This window comes from Salinibacterium sp. 10G20-15, from assembly GCF_057365065.1.
Genome location: NZ_CP195118.1, coordinates 2,268,366 through 2,285,674, shown reverse-complemented (window position 1 = coordinate 2,285,674; position 17,309 = coordinate 2,268,366). Strand labels below are relative to the sequence as shown.

At 61.1% G+C, this 17,309-nt stretch carries 12 protein-coding genes and 1 tRNA gene; 6 read left to right on the top strand and 7 right to left on the bottom strand.

Going from position 1 to position 17,309, the window contains the following annotated elements; all coding sequences use genetic code 11:
- Positions 1-4 precede the first annotated feature (4 nt).
- The 4 genes from ACR3YK_RS11090 to ACR3YK_RS11075 form a co-directional block, all read right to left on the bottom strand.
- Positions 5-5,818, bottom strand: a complete 5,814-nt coding sequence (locus ACR3YK_RS11090; protein ID WP_486174928.1) for a purine-cytosine permease family protein — start codon at positions 5,816-5,818, stop codon at positions 5-7.
- Between the two features lie 9 nt (positions 5,819-5,827).
- Positions 5,828-6,751: a DMT family transporter gene (locus tag ACR3YK_RS11085; protein WP_486174927.1), complete on the bottom strand. Its 924-nt coding sequence runs from the start codon at positions 6,749-6,751 to the stop codon at positions 5,828-5,830.
- A gap of 107 nt (positions 6,752-6,858) precedes the next feature.
- Positions 6,859-6,931, bottom strand: a tRNA-Val gene (locus ACR3YK_RS11080).
- A 78-nt stretch (positions 6,932-7,009) separates the two neighbouring features.
- The gene (locus ACR3YK_RS11075; protein ID WP_486174926.1) at positions 7,010-7,483 is read right to left on the bottom strand and encodes a redoxin domain-containing protein; all 474 of its coding nucleotides are present in this window, start codon (positions 7,481-7,483) and stop codon (positions 7,010-7,012) included.
- A 178-nt stretch (positions 7,484-7,661) separates the two neighbouring features.
- Between ACR3YK_RS11075 and aceE the strand changes: the two genes are divergently transcribed.
- The 6 genes from aceE (at position 7,662) to ACR3YK_RS11045 (ending at position 15,274) form a co-directional block, all read left to right on the top strand.
- Positions 7,662-10,388: a pyruvate dehydrogenase (acetyl-transferring), homodimeric type gene (gene aceE, locus ACR3YK_RS11070; RefSeq protein ID WP_486174925.1), complete on the top strand. Its 2,727-nt coding sequence runs from the start codon at positions 7,662-7,664 to the stop codon at positions 10,386-10,388.
- 51 nt (positions 10,389-10,439) lie between these two features.
- Positions 10,440-11,588: a PucR family transcriptional regulator gene (locus ACR3YK_RS11065; RefSeq protein WP_486174924.1), complete on the top strand. Its 1,149-nt coding sequence runs from the start codon at positions 10,440-10,442 to the stop codon at positions 11,586-11,588.
- Positions 11,589-11,686: 98 nt separating this feature from the next.
- Entirely contained in the window at positions 11,687-12,607 is a 921-nt protein-coding gene (locus tag ACR3YK_RS11060; protein WP_486174923.1) for an ACP S-malonyltransferase, read from the top strand.
- A complete protein-coding gene (locus ACR3YK_RS11055) occupies positions 12,604-13,608 on the top strand; it encodes a beta-ketoacyl-ACP synthase III (protein WP_486174922.1) in 1,005 nt (334 codons plus the stop codon). The genes ACR3YK_RS11060 and ACR3YK_RS11055 overlap by 4 nt, the downstream gene beginning before the upstream one ends.
- A gap of 68 nt (positions 13,609-13,676) precedes the next feature.
- A complete protein-coding gene (locus ACR3YK_RS11050) occupies positions 13,677-13,925 on the top strand; it encodes an acyl carrier protein (protein WP_010202791.1) in 249 nt (82 codons plus the stop codon).
- Positions 13,926-14,038: 113 nt separating this feature from the next.
- Positions 14,039-15,274 (top strand): beta-ketoacyl-[acyl-carrier-protein] synthase family protein, encoded by a 1,236-nt coding sequence (locus tag ACR3YK_RS11045; protein WP_486174921.1) that lies wholly within the window; start codon positions 14,039-14,041, stop codon positions 15,272-15,274.
- Positions 15,275-15,429: 155 nt separating this feature from the next.
- On the opposite strand, the gene ACR3YK_RS11040 is transcribed toward ACR3YK_RS11045, so the two are convergent.
- The 3 genes from ACR3YK_RS11040 to ACR3YK_RS11030 all read right to left on the bottom strand — a co-directional run bounded on the left by ACR3YK_RS11040 (position 15,430) and on the right by ACR3YK_RS11030 (position 17,115).
- Positions 15,430-16,167, bottom strand: a complete 738-nt coding sequence (locus ACR3YK_RS11040) for an SDR family oxidoreductase (protein ID WP_486174920.1) — start codon at positions 16,165-16,167, stop codon at positions 15,430-15,432.
- Between the two features lie 286 nt (positions 16,168-16,453).
- A complete protein-coding gene (locus ACR3YK_RS11035) occupies positions 16,454-16,609 on the bottom strand; it encodes a hypothetical protein (protein ID WP_486174919.1) in 156 nt (51 codons plus the stop codon).
- 2 nt (positions 16,610-16,611) lie between these two features.
- The gene (locus ACR3YK_RS11030) at positions 16,612-17,115 is read right to left on the bottom strand and encodes a DUF3145 domain-containing protein (RefSeq protein ID WP_100388847.1); all 504 of its coding nucleotides are present in this window, start codon (positions 17,113-17,115) and stop codon (positions 16,612-16,614) included.
- Positions 17,116-17,309 lie beyond the last annotated feature (194 nt).

Below are 17,309 nucleotides of genomic sequence, written 5' to 3'. Positions count from 1 at the left end.
CAGTCTAGGCCGCGCGCGGAGCACGTTCGGCGTACTGAGCCTCTTGACGACGAATGGCGGGAATTCCCGCGACGAGTGGCGTCAGGAGCCCTAGGACGAGGGCGACGAGTACGCCCAGGTCGGTGCCAGCGAGATCCGAGGTGAGATCTATGCCGAGAGCGGTGAAGCCATAGCCCTGCCATGAAAGCCAACCGATCGTTGCGCTGGTCAATGCGAAGCCGATAGCCGAGATCACGATGAAGGCACTGAGGTTAACCCAGCGCACATCACCATAGAGACCGCCGCGCTTGAGCAGAGATGCACTGTCCAACTTGCGAGTGCGAATCATCGTTTCCGAAGCAAAGATGCCGGCCCACGCTGCAGTGGGTACCGCGAGAGTTGTCGCGACATCCCGGAACAGTTCGTTGATACCGCCGTTGACGCCGAACGCGAAGAGAATCGAAAGAGCGCCGAGCAGGACAGCGACGATCACGATCGACCACTGACGAGCAACACGCACCCCGATTGCTTGGAGGGCGAAACCGCCGGAGTAGAGGCTCAGGGTGATGCCGGAGAGCAGACTCAACGTTGCAGCAAGAAGCAGCGGGACCGGGTACCAGCTCGGCAGGAGCAACATCAGGGTATCGAGCGGCGATGCCAAGAATCCACGAGCAATTGCTGGGTCGGATGCGGCGAGAAGCGCACCGTAGGCGATCAACGCGAAGGCGGGCAGCGCAGCACCGAACGTCGCGGAGAGCATGGATGCCCCGCCGCTCGACGATGGACGCTGGTAGCGAGCGATATCTGCACCGCTGTAGGCCCAGACCAGACCGAGGAAACTGAACACGAGTACAGCCCCAGTGATCGTGAGCACCCACGAACCGTCCGGCGTCGTCAGTGCCTGAGAGATATCAATGTACTGCGCCGTGAACCCGATCAAACCGACGACGAGAACACCCGAGATGATGCTCAAGATCAACTGGAGGCGCGCAAACAGCGGGTATCCGGCGAACGCAATCACTAGCGCCACGAGGAACGACAGAGCTAGGGCAATGAGCAGAAGCTGTCGGTCGCCAAGTCCACCGTTGAGGCCTGAGCCGACCAAGACGATGGCCACTGATGATGCCAAGACCCACAACAGCACCGCTCCCCAAAAGAGGCGAGCAACGAGAGCTACGACGGACGGGGCAATATTGCCGAGAACCCCGAAGGCTGCTCGCGAAACCACCATCGTTGGCTGGCCACTGCGCTTGCCAGCGAGAGTCGTCAGCCCCAAAGGGATGAAGGATAGCGCCACACCGGCCAAGATTGCGACGATCGATTGCCGCAAACTCATCCCCACGGCGAATACTGCCGCACCGAGTCCAACGCTGACGATCGACGAGTTGGCAGCGAACCACAACCAGAACAAGCGAGCTGCGTGCCCGATTCGACGATCTACAGGGGTCGGTTCAAGCCCGCTCTCTTCGAGGCTAAAGACCTTCTGGGCGGTCGGTGCGACTTCTTCGAGTCCGAGAGGCTGTTGAGCGAGCACCGCAGTCGAATGCGCAACTGGTTGCGGTACTGACTGTGCCGATACGGCGTTTGCACTAGCAGGGGTAGCAGAACCGGGAGACTGCGAGTTGAGCGGTGCAGCAGTGTCGGCCGGAGCCTGTTGTGACGCGGAGACGGCGGCCGCAGCTACCCCACCAAGCGCTGCAGCCCCAGCGGCACCAGCGGCAAAGGGAATCTCATCGTCGTGCGAGGGACGGCCCGGCGACAGAGTGTCGCTCACTCCTGCGGAGAGTTCTGCCGGATAGGTGAGACGATCACTCTCGTCGACCGCATCATCGGCTTCCGCCTCGAACTTCTCTTGGCTCACCGCAATCGAACCTGTCTGGATATCGGACAGCGGGTCGCCCTGTACGGGAGGAGCTGCTTCCGTAAACAATGCGACCAGAGGGTCTTCCTCAGAGTCATCAACCGCGATGGCCGTGTCCTCGATATCGTCGGTCTTCAGCAGTTCGTCAAAGTCGACAGGCGTTGACGCAACGTAGTGCGGATTCTGTGAGGAAGCGAAATTGAATGCAGGAGTCGCCGCAGCCTCATCCTCCGACGACGCAGGATTCTTCAACTCGGCCGGCGAAGCTGCATCAGAGCTTTCGGCCGATGGCACGACGTTGTCTTTATCGTCGCCGGCTTCGGTCTCGGCGTCGGCGTCGGTCTCGGAGTCGGTGTCAGTCTCGGCAGCATCCGGGGAGGACACCGCATCATCTACCACGTGCGACACGGACTCACCTGGATCGTTGTGAGCACTCAAATCGAACGCGAATGGCGCTTGGGCGCCTTGCGCAGGCGTTTCTCCGTGCACCTCTCCGGCCGCTTCGGCTGGGGGCGGCGCGAATCCAAAATCGCCGAACGAAACGTGCTCGTCCAAGTTCGCCCGGGGAATGCTAGGAGCGACGTCAGGCTCTACGAGCGGCGGCGGCGCAAACGGGAGTTCGTCATAGTCGCCTTCTTCGTCGGCCGGGTATTCGGGCGCAGCGTGCCCCACCGAAGTAGTGGGAGAGTCAACAGCGGCCGGAGCATCATTCGAGGTCGCGTCTTCGTGCCCGAAACGAGCATCCGCCGGAAGGGGCGCCTCCTGTGCGGTGAGAGCCTCATCCTCGGCTGCGGAGTCGCTCGACCCGGGCACGGGATCAGAGGCTGGCACCGCGGCGGCCGTGGGGAGGTTCTCGGACGACGGCGTCGTGGGAGTTGGTTCAGAGTGAGCTTCGGAGGCCGCCGCGCCGAAACTCAAGAGACCAGAGGCAGGGTCGAATAGCGGCGCAGCCGTCGCTTTCTCTTGCCCTGCGGCCGGTTGACCTGCGGCCGGTTGCTCGTCGGCTGGTTTCTCGTCGGCCGGTTCTCCCTCGGCGGCCGGTTGCTCGTCGGCGGCTTGCGCAGCGGGAGCCTCGTGGACTTCGAACGACTCCGCCGCGCGGGTCGACTCCTCCGGGGAATCGCTTTCCTCTTCACGCTCCGGCTCAGACAACAACGCAGCTTCATAACTACCGGCCGTGCCTTCAGCGGACGTCGCCTCGGACTCGCGAGACGGCGAAGACACCGGAGTTGAAGCCGTCTGGCTGCTTGCGTCCGGCGCGCTTGCGGCTGGCCCCTGTTCTGGCTCTGCGGCTGGCTCTGGCTCTGCGGCTGGCTCTGACTCTGCGGCTGCAGGAAGATTTATTGCCCCTGTTGGGTCTGCGTGTGCAGCAAAGGGGATCTCGTCCTCGAAATCTGCTGGCGGCGACCACGAATCGCTGGGTGGCGGTACCTCCCATGCGGGCAGTTGAGGCGTCGGCGCCGGGGTGGAGCGATCAGCTTCTTCGGCTGCGGCCGCAGATTCTTCGTGGTTGTACAGGGTGGCAGATTTGGCCGAGGGGTCGGGCGACATCTCGGCATGTCCGGCATCCTGCTCCGCATCAGCAAGCCTGGAACGCTCCTCTTCATCGGCTGGCCCGGAGAGCAGACTAGGTTCCGACAACTCAGCGTCTTCGACAGGCTTGGAAGGCGCAGCGGGAGCCGCTGAAGCCACACCTTTTTTCCCGTCGTCAACCACGTCAGCGAACTCAGAGCGGACTTGATCAATAACCTGATCGGCTATCGGGCCGCCCCGCGATCGGAAAGTAGTTTCCCACTCGCGATATTCACGCGCTTCCTCTTCTCGAAGTCGCAATTGGGCTTCGAGAACCTCGATGACGCTCAGAGTTCCAGTCGACTGATTCTCTGGGTTATCCGCCCAGTTGAGCAGCTCTTCATCGGCCATTGAGCGACGCGTCGGCGGCGTCGGCACATCGTCGTCTTCAGGCGCGGGGCCACTCACCACGGCGTCAGCAGAAACGCGAGAATTGTCTGCGCTCTGCTCGGCATCTGAATGCTCGGTAGTTGCGGGAGCGACAGGAGCGACAGCAGACTCCCCTGGCGTCTCCAGATCGGGCGACGGCTCCGTGCCGGGTGCTCCGCCGTCGGCTGCCGAAGACTGTTCGTCAGAGTACGAGGCACGCTCCGCGCCTGTCGCAGGGGATGCATCGTCGGGTGCGGCCTGCTCTGTAGTCGGCTGAGGCGGTGGCGCAAAGCTCGAGACTGCGGGTGATGCGGTTACGGATTCTGCGGCCGGCGCGACGTCGTCACGAGGAGCAAAGATATCCTCGATGCGAGGTGCAGGTTCCTCGGACGCTGGAGCGACAAAGGACTGACGTGGAGCGAAGGAAGATTCGAATTCGTCGGCTTGCGGGCTGACGCTGTCAGCAGAGACTTCATCTGGATTCTGGTCGGTGGCGATCTCAGCACTCAAGGACCACGGTGCAAAAGGCGGAGCGGCCTCGACATCGTCTAGGGAGTGAGCGGGAGCTGAGTCCGACGCGTGCGCATCGTCATCGGAGACTTCAGACTCGATGGATACAAGAGGTGCTTGAGGGTCCGAAGCGGCACGGTGGGTGCCGTCGAGATCGCTATCGCTTGCCTCTGCGGCGCTGGCGGCACCTGACGCTGATCGGAAGGCGGCGTCGAGGTCGATTGCGGCGACACTTCCCAGCGTCTGCTCTTCAGCACCCGCCGCGTTAGAGTCTGCAGCCGGTTCACTCTCACTAGCAACCTGAACGGGTTGCGCTGCCTGAGCGGTATGAGGTGCTGGGCTGTCTACGCCCTCAGCATCAGCATCAGCATCAGCATCATCGAGCGACAGAAGGCCATCGCGCCCGAGTACCGGGGTCTCAACAGGAGAAGGCGTGTCCGTTCCGTCAAGGGTCCACATCGGTGCGCCCTCGACGACAGTTTCGATCGGAAGCGACTCGTCGGCGTCCGCAGCAGCGTCGTTCGGCAGTGCGGATGCCGGCGGGGCGGATGCTGGCGTAGCAGGCGATCCCGCCACTTCAGGTTCTAACGGGCCAAGTTTCCAAATCTGATTCGCGGGCGCGTCTGACTCTGCGGCGTCGGTGGGGGCGGAGTAGTCGGCGAGATCGGCGGAAGTATCGGCCCACATGGAATCGTCGAAGTCATCGGCCGACGCCGGGGGTGTGGGAGCAGCCGTCGGCTGTTCGGTAGCGAAGAGCGACTCGAAGCTGAACTCTGGACTGTCGACTGGAGCATCGTCGAGATCGAAGGCTTCATCATTCGACGACGGAACACCGGATGCGGGCGTACTAGCCTGTGCTTCTTGCTCAGAACCTGCGAGATCACCCGCGTCAGCGGCACCATCAACTGCTGGGGCTTCAACGGGCGTGCGGCGCTGTTTAATGCGGGACGCGAAGAAGTCAGGTGTCGTGTAATCAGCCGGGATTTGGTACGGATCGTCATCATCTTCGGAGAGCGGTGCCGATGCTGCGGAAGTTTCGGGAGACTCTGAACTAGCCGCGGCGTCCGCCGAAGGTGCGTTCGACTCGGATGCACTCAGTTCGGAATCAGTTCTCTCAGCCGACTCTGGGGCATCAAGCTGTGGCACTGCTTGTGCAGGGTCCGGGGCGGGTGCCATCGCCCACGGAGGCATTCCCTGGTCGAGAGCGTCAGCGATGTCTGAGCGTTGGAATTCTTCGTTGAGGTCGAATGGTGCGGAGCTCGCGGCTTCGCCCGTCGATTCACTAACCTCCTCGCGCGCCGAGACTGGCGCAGGCAGTTCCTCACTGAGGGCAGCGTCAAGATCGATCACGCGGTCAGTGGATGCCTCGCTGAGGTCGACGCGACCGTCATCGTCCCTCTCTCCAGCAGCGTCTGCACCGGATTTAGCCGCTTCGGCAGCGTGCGGGAAGCGTAGTTCGAACTCATGCTCTGAAGACGTTTCGTCGTTCGCACTGTTCGCGTCGTCAACGTCGTCGTGGAATGCCATGCACAAATCCTAAGGCGATACCAATCTTTTGCGGGTATGACTAGCCGTTGTTAGCACAGTTACCGAAACAAATATGAGCACGAGTCCACTCCACGAAAGTGGTCCAAGGACCTCGCCTACGATCAGTACGGCAAGCACAGTGGCGACGACGGGCTCGATAAGGGTGATCGTGGTCGCTGTAGAGCTTGGCGTGTCTCGGAGCCCAATGCCGAACAGAATGTACGCCAAGAACATCGGTCCCACAATGAGATAGGCGGCGAGACCGACACTCGTCGCCGACTGCAGGAGCGGCGCCCCAAAGATAGCGAGTACGGGCAGAAGCCCCACGGCACCGACGCCAAACATGGCCCCCATAGTCGCCCCGGAACCGTGCCCCGCCCGAATCACCCGGGTCGAGCAGTAAGTGTAGAGCGCGTAGGAGAAGCCAGCGAGCAACCCACACGCGATGCCGGCCAGCGTCAATTCGGCGTTGGCCTCAGGCCCGCCGGCGCTATGGCCTCCGCTCACGGCGAGCAAGAGCACGCCGATAAGTGCGATGGTGGTCGTGAGTTTCCACAGCACACTTAAGCGTTTGCGCTCAATGAAGCGCTCAAGAAGCGCCGCAAACACAGGACCCGTCCCCAAAGAAACCACGTTACCGACTGCGACACCAGCGAGTTCCATCGACGAGTAAAAGGCGAGTGGATAAGCGAAGACACCCAAGGCGCCCACGATGAGCCAGAGGCGAGTCGCTCTGCTGCGCAGAGCCGCGAGTGCACCCCGAAACCTCACAACGAATAGCAGAACGCCACCGCCCGCCATGGTGACGGCCCCAATAGCGAGCGGGCCGACGTCCTGAGGGAAAAAGTTTGCCGCGGTTCCGGTCGTTCCCCACAGAATTGCGGCGCCGACAATCGCGGAAGGACCGAGACGGAGCATTGCGGAGTGGCGCACGGCTCGAGCCTAGCGATTAAGCGGAGACCGTAACGAACGCAGCTTGCCAGAACAACGAAAGCCCCTGTCAGCGACAGGGGCTTTCGTTGTGCGCTTCGATTGTGTAGTGGGCCCTACCGGGATCGAACCGATGACATCCACGGTGTAAACGTGGCGCTCTACCAGCTGAGCTAAAGGCCCGCAGCGACGCAGTGCGAAGCAGCGCTCGATAATGTTACACGGGTTTTTGGCGATGGTTGTACACGAAGACGTAAACGCTCAGCGGCGACCAACAGAAAGTCGCCCGATCGCCCGTTCGTAGTCTGCAAACGAGCGCGGTTCGCTCAGCTCAGAAGTGATGACATCTCGCACGATCCCTGACTGATCGATGAGGAAACTCGCGCGACGCGCGAAGCCCTTATCTTCAAGGAAGACTCCGAATGACCGTGCGAGCGCACCGTGCGGCCAAAAGTCGGCCAGCAGCGAGAACCGGATATCTGCCGCCTCAGACCACGCCCGCAATGTAGCCGTGGAGTCAACCGAAACGGCAAGGATCTCGACGCCCGCACGTGCGGCAATGTCGTTCCACTCGTTCAACTGCGCGAGCTCGGCGGAGCAGACCGGCGAGAAGGCCAACGGCATGAACACAACCAAGATCGCACGACGTGAGAGAAGTTCTTGCGCAACGATGGTTTGACCGTACTGATTACGCAGCGCGAAACTCGGCGCATGCGCTCCCGGCGTGATCGACATGAAGCCCTTCCTTGAGAAAACTGGGCGAACGCCCCGTGTTTGCGGGTTTAACAGCCCCGGTTCGAATCTTGCCGCATTCGACAACTAGAATCGATGGGCGTAGTCGATCCCATCACATCCGCAACCCGGTAGTGCCTCGACTCGCACGACTCTGTTCTCTACACGAAAGAGGTCAACGGTGACGGTAAACGACCAGGACCCATACTCGGTAACCAACACCGACAAGGACCCGGAGGAAACCGCCGAGTGGAACGAATCACTCGACTCCCTCGTTGCAGCACAAGGCCACGAGCGCGGTCGCGAGATTATGCTCAGCCTTCTCAAGCGCTCCAAAGATTTGCACCTCGGTGTTCCGATGGTTCCGACGACGGACTACATCAACACCATCGCAAAAGATGATGAGCCTGATTTCCCCGGCGACGAAAAACTTGAACGTCGTTACCGGGCATGGATCCGGTGGAACGCCGCGATCACGGTGCACCGCGCGCAACGCCCCGGCGTTGGCGTCGGCGGCCACATCTCGACGTACGCGTCATCCGCCGCTCTCTACGAAGTTGGGCACAACCACTTTTTCCGTGGTGCAGACCACGAAAGTGGTGGAGACCAAATCTTCTATCAGGGCCATGCCTCCCCCGGTATGTATGCTCGCGCTTTCCTCGAAGGCCGGATGAGCGAGGACCAGCTCCTCGGCTTCCGCCAAGAGAAGTCGCAAGCACCGAACGGCATTTCGAGCTACCCGCACCCGCGCCTCATGCCGGAGTTCTGGCAGTTCCCGACTGTTTCGATGGGTCTCGGACCGATCAACGCGATCTACCAAGCACAGAACAACAAATACATCAGCAACCGCGGCATCAAGGATGTGTCAGACAAGCAGGTCTGGGCATTCCTCGGCGACGGTGAGATGGATGAAGTCGAGAGCCGTGGAGCCCTCCAGTGGGCCGCAAACGAAAAGCTCGACAACCTGAACTTCGTCATCAACTGCAACCTGCAGCGTCTCGATGGCCCTGTTCGCGGTAACGGCAAGATTGTTCAAGAGCTCGAGAGTTTCTTCCGCGGTGCCGGCTGGAACGTCATCAAGGTCATCTGGGGCCGCGAGTGGGACGACCTGCTTGCCAACGACCATGAAGGTGCCCTGCGCGACCTCATGAACCGCACTCCCGATGGTGACTACCAGACCTACAAGGCTGAGTCGGGCGCTTATGTTCGTGAGAACTTCTTCGGCCGCGACCCCCGCACCCTCAAGATGGTTGAGCACCTCAGCGATGACGAGGTCTGGAACCTCAAGCGCGGTGGCCACGACTACCGCAAGGTTTACGCGGCGTTCAAGGCTGCGAGTGAACACAAGGGTCAGCCCACTGTCATTTTGGCGAAGACGGTTAAGGGCTACGGCCTCGGCCCCAGCTTCGAGGGCCGCAACGCGACCCACCAAATGAAGAAGATGACGCTTGAGAACCTCAAGCAGTTCCGCGACGAGATGCATATCCCGATTACGGATGCTGCGCTTGAAGCCGATCCCTACCAGCCGCCGTTCTACCACCCCGGTAACGACGATGAGGGCATCCAGTACCTGCAGGAGCGTCGCCGCGAACTCGGAGGCTACGTGCCCGAGCGTCGCAGTAAGTACACGCAGATCGAGCTTCCCGAGTCGAAAACGTATGAGGTAGTCAAGAAAGGCTCCGGCAAGCAAGAGATTGCCACGACAATGGCGTTCGCTCGCCTACTTAAGGACCTCCTGCGCGACAAGTCGATGGGCAACCGCATCGTCCCGATCATTCCGGATGAGGCACGCACGTTCGGCATGGACGCGTACTTCCCCAGTGCCAAAATCTACAACCCTGCCGGTCAGCACTACACCTCTGTAGACCGCGAGCAATTGCTGGCCTACAAGGAAAGCCCCCAGGGGCAGATCGTTCACGTGGGAATCAACGAGGCGGGAGCCTTCGCAGCGTTCACCGCTATCGGCACCTCGTACGCGACGCACGGCGAGCCGCTCATTCCCGTTTACGTCTTCTATTCGATGTTCGGTTTCCAACGCACCGGTGACGCCATGTGGGCTGCCGGCGACCAAATGGCGCGCGGGTTCATCATGGGCGCTACCGCTGGGCGTACGACGCTCACCGGTGAAGGACTGCAGCATGCCGACGGTCATTCACTGCTATTGGCATCCACCAACCCTGCAGTGATCAGCTACGACGCTGCGTACGGTTACGAACTCGGACACATCGTTCGCGCTGGCATCGAGCGCATGTACGGCGGAAAGCACGACGACCCCAACGTCATGTACTACTTGACGCTCTACAACGAGCCCCTCGTGCAGCCCGCCGAGCCGGAGAACTTCGATGTGGAGGGTGCTCTCAAGGGCATCTACCACTTGGCATCGCCGACCATTACCGGGCCCAAGGCTCAGTTGATGGCGTCGGGCGTCGCCGTTCCTTGGGCGCTCGAAGCTCAGCAGATCCTCGCATCCGACTGGGGCGTCGCGGCTGATGTGTGGTCCGTTACTTCGTGGTCCGAACTTCGGCGAGACGGCCTTGCCGCCGAGGAACACAATTTCCTCAACCCCACCGCCGAGGCAAAGGTTCCATACCTCACCTCGAAACTTGCGGACGCGCAGGGACCGTTCTTAGCCGTCAGCGACTTCATGCACGCAGTGCCGGACCAAGTGCGCGCCTTCGTTCCCGGAGACTACGCCACGCTCGGTGCTGACGACTTTGGCTTCTCGGACACCCGCGCAGCAGCACGTCGTTACTTCAAGATCGACAGTCACTCGCTGGTTGTTCGCACCTTGCAGTCGCTCGTGAAGCGCGGTGAGATGGACCCCGCAGTGCTCCCTCAAGCTATCGAGAAGTACAGCCTTCACGACGTCAATGCTGGTACCACCGGTTCCGCCGGCGGCGAGAGCTAGGTCACAACCATTCCCCCGGTACAGAAAACTAAGGCGCAAACGCTCGCCTGGTTGCGTGTTATTTCGGGCGAACTATCGACGGCGACGCTCAAGCGTCTCGAGGAAACGCTGCCCTGGTATGGAGAAATCCCCCCAGGGCGGCGTTCCGCCGTCGGGCTCGTTGCTCAAGCCGGAATCACGAGCTTCATCAGCTGGTTTGAGGACCCCACATCTACCCCGTGGATCGCGGCTGACGTTTTTGGCGCGGCTCCCCGCGAGCTCTTACGGTCGGTCTCACTGCTCCAGACTTTGCAGCTCATTCGTATTGCGGTTGAAGTCGTTGAAGCACGGGTCAAGGCTGACGACGACGTACTTCGCGAAGCGATTCTGTTGTATTCACGAGAGGTCGCTTTCGCCGCCGCCGACGTATACGCCCGGGCTGCTGAAGCGCGGGGACTATGGGATGCCCGTCTCGAGGCTCTCGTCGTGGACTCGATCCTCAGTGGTGAGTATGACAACGAACTCCCGAGCCGCATTGCAGCTCTGGGTTGGAACGGGCATGGCGAAGTGTGCGTGCTCGTGGGCACGTCGCCGCGGATGCTCGACGTCGACCAATTGCGTCGTACCGCGCGTCACCTCGATGCCGACGTTCTCATCGGAGTGCAAGGTTCACGGTTGGTACTCGTTATTGGCCGCGCCGCCCCGCGCTCAGAGAAAGCCGACGACGAGGAACCTCTGCCGTTCATCACTATCGCCGAGCAACTGGAACCGGGCTTTGGTGGCGGTCACCTTGTGCTCGGCCCGGAGGTTCCGAGCCTCGTTGATGCCTCCAAGAGTGCCAAGGCAGCTTTGGCTGGTTTCGCAGTAGCGCGCTCGTGGCGCAATGCTCCTCGCCCGACGCTGGCAAACGATCTGTTGCCGGAGCGTGCTTTTGCGGGAGACCCCCTTGCGCGCTCCACACTCATCAACAAGATCTATAAGCCTTTGCAAGCACACTCGACCGACTTGCTCACCACCCTGTGGTGCTATCTCGACAACGGCAGGTCGCTCGAAGCCACTGCTCGCGAGCTCTTTGTGCACCCCAACACCGTTCGCTACCGCCTCAAACGAGTAAGCGAGGTGATCGGTTGGGATGCCACGGGCGCTCGCGAAGCGTTGATCTTGCAGGCAGCGCTCATCGTTGGATCCATCTCCGACCCTGAGCCGGGTCGTTCCCGTTAGAGTTCACCGCGCTCTCTTGGTGCTTTCACACAACGATCCCGTCGAGCTTTGGTGGGGTCGTCCAAGCGATATCGACGAAAGATTGGCAGACTAGCTAAGTGATTGTTGTAGTAGCGCCCGGCCAGGGCTCCCAGACCCCCGGTTTTCTTGAGCCTTGGCTCGACGATCCCGCCCTGCGAGAACAACTAGGAGCGATCTCTGAGGCTGCCGGTATCGATCTGATAGCACACGGCACGACTTCCGATGCCGACACGATCCGCGACACCGCGGTGGCTCAGCCTCTCATCGTGGCTGCCGGTCTGCTTACCCTCAGCGCACTGACTGCCGGAGACCGGCGCAAGCACATCGGTGCCGTTGCCGGCCACTCTGTTGGTGAGATCACGGCGGCAGCGGCTGCGGGCATCCTCTCTGAGGACGACGCGATGCGCTTTGTCGTGCAGCGCGGATCGGCTATGGCCGCCGCCGCGGCACTCGAGACCACCGGAATGTCTGCCGTCATCGGTGGAGACGAAACTGCGCTGCTCGAGCGTCTCGCCGAACTCGGCCTTCAGCCGGCCAACTTCAACGGTGGTGGTCAGATCGTTGTCGCCGGAGCACTCGACGCACTCGCCAAGCTCGCCGAAGAACCACTCAAGGGAACGCGTGTCGTGCCGCTGCAGGTCGCCGGCGCCTTCCACACGCGTTACATGCAGCCCGCGGTCGCGCACCTCGAAACCGTTGCTGCCGAGCTCACCGCGAACGATCCTTCGCTGTCGATCTACACGAACCGCGATGGCTCGCTGATTGAAAGCGGTTCACACTTCGTTGACCTTCTCGTTGGCCAGGTTTCTTCGCCGGTTCGATGGGACCTCACCATGAACTCGCTGGCGGATGCCGGCGTCACCGGCATCATCGAACTTGCGCCCGCAGGCGCACTGACGGGTCTCGCTAAGCGCGGCCTTCGCGGAATTCCTGCTGTGGCAGTGAAGACCCCTGATGATCTATCCGCAGCATTTGACCTGATGGAGGCCAACGCATGACCGCACCCACCCTCACCCAGTCCGCCGGGTCACAGTTCACGAAGATCTACAGCTACGGCGCCGCCCGTGGTGACCTCGTCGTTGACAACAACCAGCTCGTCGAAGCAATTGACTCGAGCGATGAGTGGATTCAGCAGCGCACTGGCATGATCACGCGCCGCCGCGCATCCGCCGGCATCCTCGCTGTCGACCTCGCCGTTGATGCGGCTCGCGAAGCGATCGAGAAGTCAGGTATCGACCCCGCAGACATCGACCTCGTGATTATTGCCACGATCAGCAACGTTCTGCAGACCCCCTCAATGTCCGCCGTTGTCGCCGACCGGGTGGGTGCTAACCCCGCTGCGGCGTACGACATCAACGCTGCTTGCGCTGGTTTCAGCTACGCGGTGACTCAAGCTGATGCTCTGATTCGCGCGGGTGCTGCCAAGTTCGCACTCGTCGTCGGTGCCGAGAAGCTCTCCGACATTGTCGACCCGACCGACCGCAGTATCTCGTTCCTTCTTGCCGACGGCGCTGGAGCGGTCGTCATCGGCCCGAGCGACACCCCCGGAATCTCCGCCCCAGTGTGGGGTTCGGATGGTTCGAAGGCCGATGCGATCAAGATGAACGCGACTCTTGTCGACTTCCGCGAAGGCGACGCCGCGTGGCCGACTCTGCGCCAGGAGGGCCAGACGGTCTTCCGTTGGGCTGTTTGGGACATGGCCAAGGTCGCGAAGGAAGCTCTGGATGTTGCGGGAATCACCGCAGACGACCTCGCCGCCTTCATCCCCCACCAGGCCAACATGCGCATCATCGACGAGTTCGCCAAGCAGCTCAAACTGCCCGATTCGGTCGTAATTGCTCGCGATATCGCTGACATGGGCAACTCATCGGCAGCATCCATTCCGCTAGCGACCCACCGCCTGCTCGAAGAGAACCCCCAACTCAGTGGCGGCCTCGCCCTCCAGATCGGTTTCGGCGCGGGCCTTGTCTTCGGCGCGCAAGTAATCGTTCTGCCCTAGTACCACGAAGAACCACCGCTGCTGGCCTACACTGGCTAACGGTCAATTTACATCCCAAGGAGAAAAACATGGCACTGTCCACTGAAGAAGTTATGGCCGGATTGGCTGAGCTCATCAACGACGAGACCGGCATTGCGACCGACACTGTTGAGATGGGCAAGTCGTTCACCGATGACCTCGACATCGATTCGATCTCGATGATGACGATCGTTGTCAACGCCGAAGAGAAGTTCGACGTCAAGATCCCCGACGAAGAAGTAAAGAACCTCAAGACCGTCGGTGACGCAGTGAGCTTCATCACCAACGCTCAGGCGTAACACCCGCTCGTCGTGGACGGCCAACCGCACTGGGTGTGGTTGGCCTCCGCGCAGCACTCCAGGAGTCCGCCGTTGGCCGACTTTCTGAGCCATGCAGTTTAAAGGAACGCGAAATGACCAAAAAGATCGTTGTCACCGGTATCGGTGCCACTACGCCCATCGGCGGAACCGCGACCGAGTCCTGGAACGCCCTTCTCGCTGGCGAGTCCGGCGCCCGAGCGCTCGAGCACGAATGGGTCGCCAAGCACGAGTTGCCCGTAACCTTCGCCGCTGAAGCCAAGGTTCGGCCCGAGGAAATTCTCGAGCGCGTTGAATACAAGCGACTCGACCCCTCTAGCCAGTTCGCTCTCATCTCCGCTCGTGAAGCCTGGGCAGATGCCGGCTCCCCCGATGTGGACCCCGTACGCATTGGAGTCGACTACTCCACCGGAATTGGTGGACTCTGGACCCTTCTCGATGCCTGGGACACCCTGCGCGAAAAGGGGCCCCGTCGTGTTCTTCCTATGACGATTCCCATGCTCATGCCTAATGCCGCTGCAGCCGCGATCAGCATGGCAATTCCTTCGCGTGCGTACGCCCGCACCGACGTCTCGGCGTGCGCCTCCAGCACCGAAGCTCTCGCGAACGCCTACACTCACCTTCAGGCGGGCCTTGCGGATGTCGTCATCGCCGGCGGAACGGAAGCCGTGGTTCACCCGCTTCCCATCGCAGCCTTCGCATCAATGCAAGCCCTCTCGAAGCGTAACGACGACCCCGCAACAGCTTCACGCCCCTACGACGTCTCCCGAGATGGGTTTGTCCTCGGAGAAGGAGCGGCAACCCTCGTTCTCGAAACCGAAGAACACGCTCTCGCTCGCGGCGCTCGGATCTACGCTGAACTCGCTGGTGGCGCTGTCACGAGCGACTCGTTTCACATCACAGCTCCCGACCCTGAAGGAACCGCTGCGGCACGTGCTGTTCGCGATGCTCTCGAAGCGGCCGGAGCGACGCCAGAAGAAGTCACGCACATCAACGCGCACGCAACGAGTACGCCTGTTGGCGACATCGCCGAGTACAAGGCGCTTCTGCGCATCTTCGGCGATCGCCTGCCAAACATTCCTGTCTCCGCCACGAAGGGAGCCACAGGGCACCTTTTGGGCGGTACGGGAGCGCTCGAGGCTATCTTCACCGTCTTGGCTCTGCACCACCGCACGGCTCCCCCGACGATCAACCTGACCAATCAGGATCCAGAGATCCCGCTGGACGTCGTTACGTCGCCTCGCGACCTCGGATCCGGTCCGCAGCTGGCCATCAGCAACTCCTTTGGCTTCGGTGGCCACAACGCCGTTGCAGCGTTCCGTTCGGTCTAAGCATGTCGAGTATTCGGGCGGTCAGCACCGGTCAGTACCGGTGAGCGCCTAAGACCACATCGCCCGTCTCGGTCATTCGATCGAGACGGGCGATGTGTCGTTGCACAAGGTCACAGCTTCAGGATTGGGACTGCACACCTTTGGCTGCGTTGGAGCTAGTTGACGGCACCTTCACCCGCGAGGGTTCCGCCATCAATAATGAACTCAGAACCAGTAGAGAAGCTCGAATCGTCACTGGCCAAGAACAACACCATCTTGGTGACCTCGTCCGGTTCCCCCAGTCGGTTGATCGGCGTTCCGGGGTTCCCGTTGTCCAAACCGTCTGTCATGGGCGTACGGACCCCACCAGGGTGCACCGAGTTCACACGAACACCTTGGGAGCCCAGCTCCATCGCGACGGACTTCGTCAGTCCGCGCAGGCCAAACTTAGAGGCTGTGTATCCGTGCAGTGCTGCGTATCCCTGCATGCCCGCCGTCGAGGAAATATTTACGATTGCTGACTTATCGTTCTTCACCAGTTCAGGCGTAGCTGCCTTGATGCCCAGGAAAGCGCCCGTGAGGTTGATTCCAATAATCAGCGCCCAGTCTTTCTCGGTGTACGCGTCGAGGGTTCCAAAGTTCACGATGCCGGCGTTGTTGATGAGAACGTTGAGGCCACCGAAGGTCTCGACAGCAAGCGTGACCGCCGCGTTCCACTCTTCTTCCTTCGTGACGTCGAGGTGCGCGTAGATGGCGTTGTCGCCCAGCTCGTCGGCCAGCGCCTGCCCTTCGGCGTCAAGAACGTCAGTGATCACGACCTTGCCACCCTCAGCGACGACTCCGCGACTGTGCGATTCGCCCATTCCGCGGGCGCCGCCGCTGATGAGAACTACTTTTCCGTCAAAGCGAGACATGATGTTCCTTCCAAATACTGAATCGGTTTCAGCCGGAAGGAGATGACTCAAGGGCCCGAGGACGGCCCGTTGTGGCTACCGTGCCCGAATACTTCCGGCCACGTTCTAACGCTACTCCGGGAGTCTGCTGCAAGCGAGCTGAACGGCACGCTCGCAGCGAACAAACAGCAACACAAATGTGCAGATGGCTTTCAGTGCAGGAATGAAGGTGCTGCATCCAGAAAAGGCAGCGCCGTCGAAAGATGCAGCGCGTCAGCGAGTGCAGCGCGTCAGCGAGTGCAGCGATTCAGAGGATGGAGCGGCATCCGTCGTGGAGGGTGCACTCGCCATCGAACGGCGAATCGATCGCGTCGAGCACCACATCGGTGCAGTCTTGCCACTCAATGAGGGGAATCCGTGTGTCAACCGCTACTTCTGGACTGTGCGTACGTTCGGAAATCATGGTCAACCTACCTTGTGGAGCCACACAACTGCAGAGTCTTGACTGGCGTGACGGAACGACTCCAGCTCGTCGTCCCAAGCCTGGCCGAGTGCCAAGCGGAGTTCACGATGCAGTTCGAACGCATCGGAACCGGCAACTTCCATCGCGTAACGCAGGCGATCCTCGGGGATCACCATGTTGCCGACGCTATCGGTCTGCGCGAAGAAGATTCCAAGATCGGGCGTGTGCATCCATCGTCCGCCGTCGGAGCCGGGGCTCGGGTCTTCGGTCACTTCGAAACGAAGGTGTTCCCAGCCGCGGAGCGCAGCAGCGAGCACCGCACCGGACCCCTGCGGGCCTTCCCAGTAGAACTCGGCACGCTGGGATCCCTTGAGCACCGGCTGGTTGTCCCAATCGAAATTCACGGCGCGTTCGAGAGCGCGTCCAGCAGCCCACTCAATATGTGGGCAGAGCGCGCGAGGAGCAGAGTGCACGTAGAGCACTCCGCGAGCGTTGTGTGCAGTCACGATATCTCCGTTCCGTTTGGGTGCGACTTCCCCATCGACCCACGAACGGCACCTGTGACGGCACTTTTGGCTATTAAATTGTGCGGCGAACCGCTTGGGGACATTATCCCTGACAAATCCGGGAAAATACAAGCGTGTAACTACATTTAGGCGGATTAGACGCGGTTGAGAGCCTCAGGCATCGTCATCCGCCA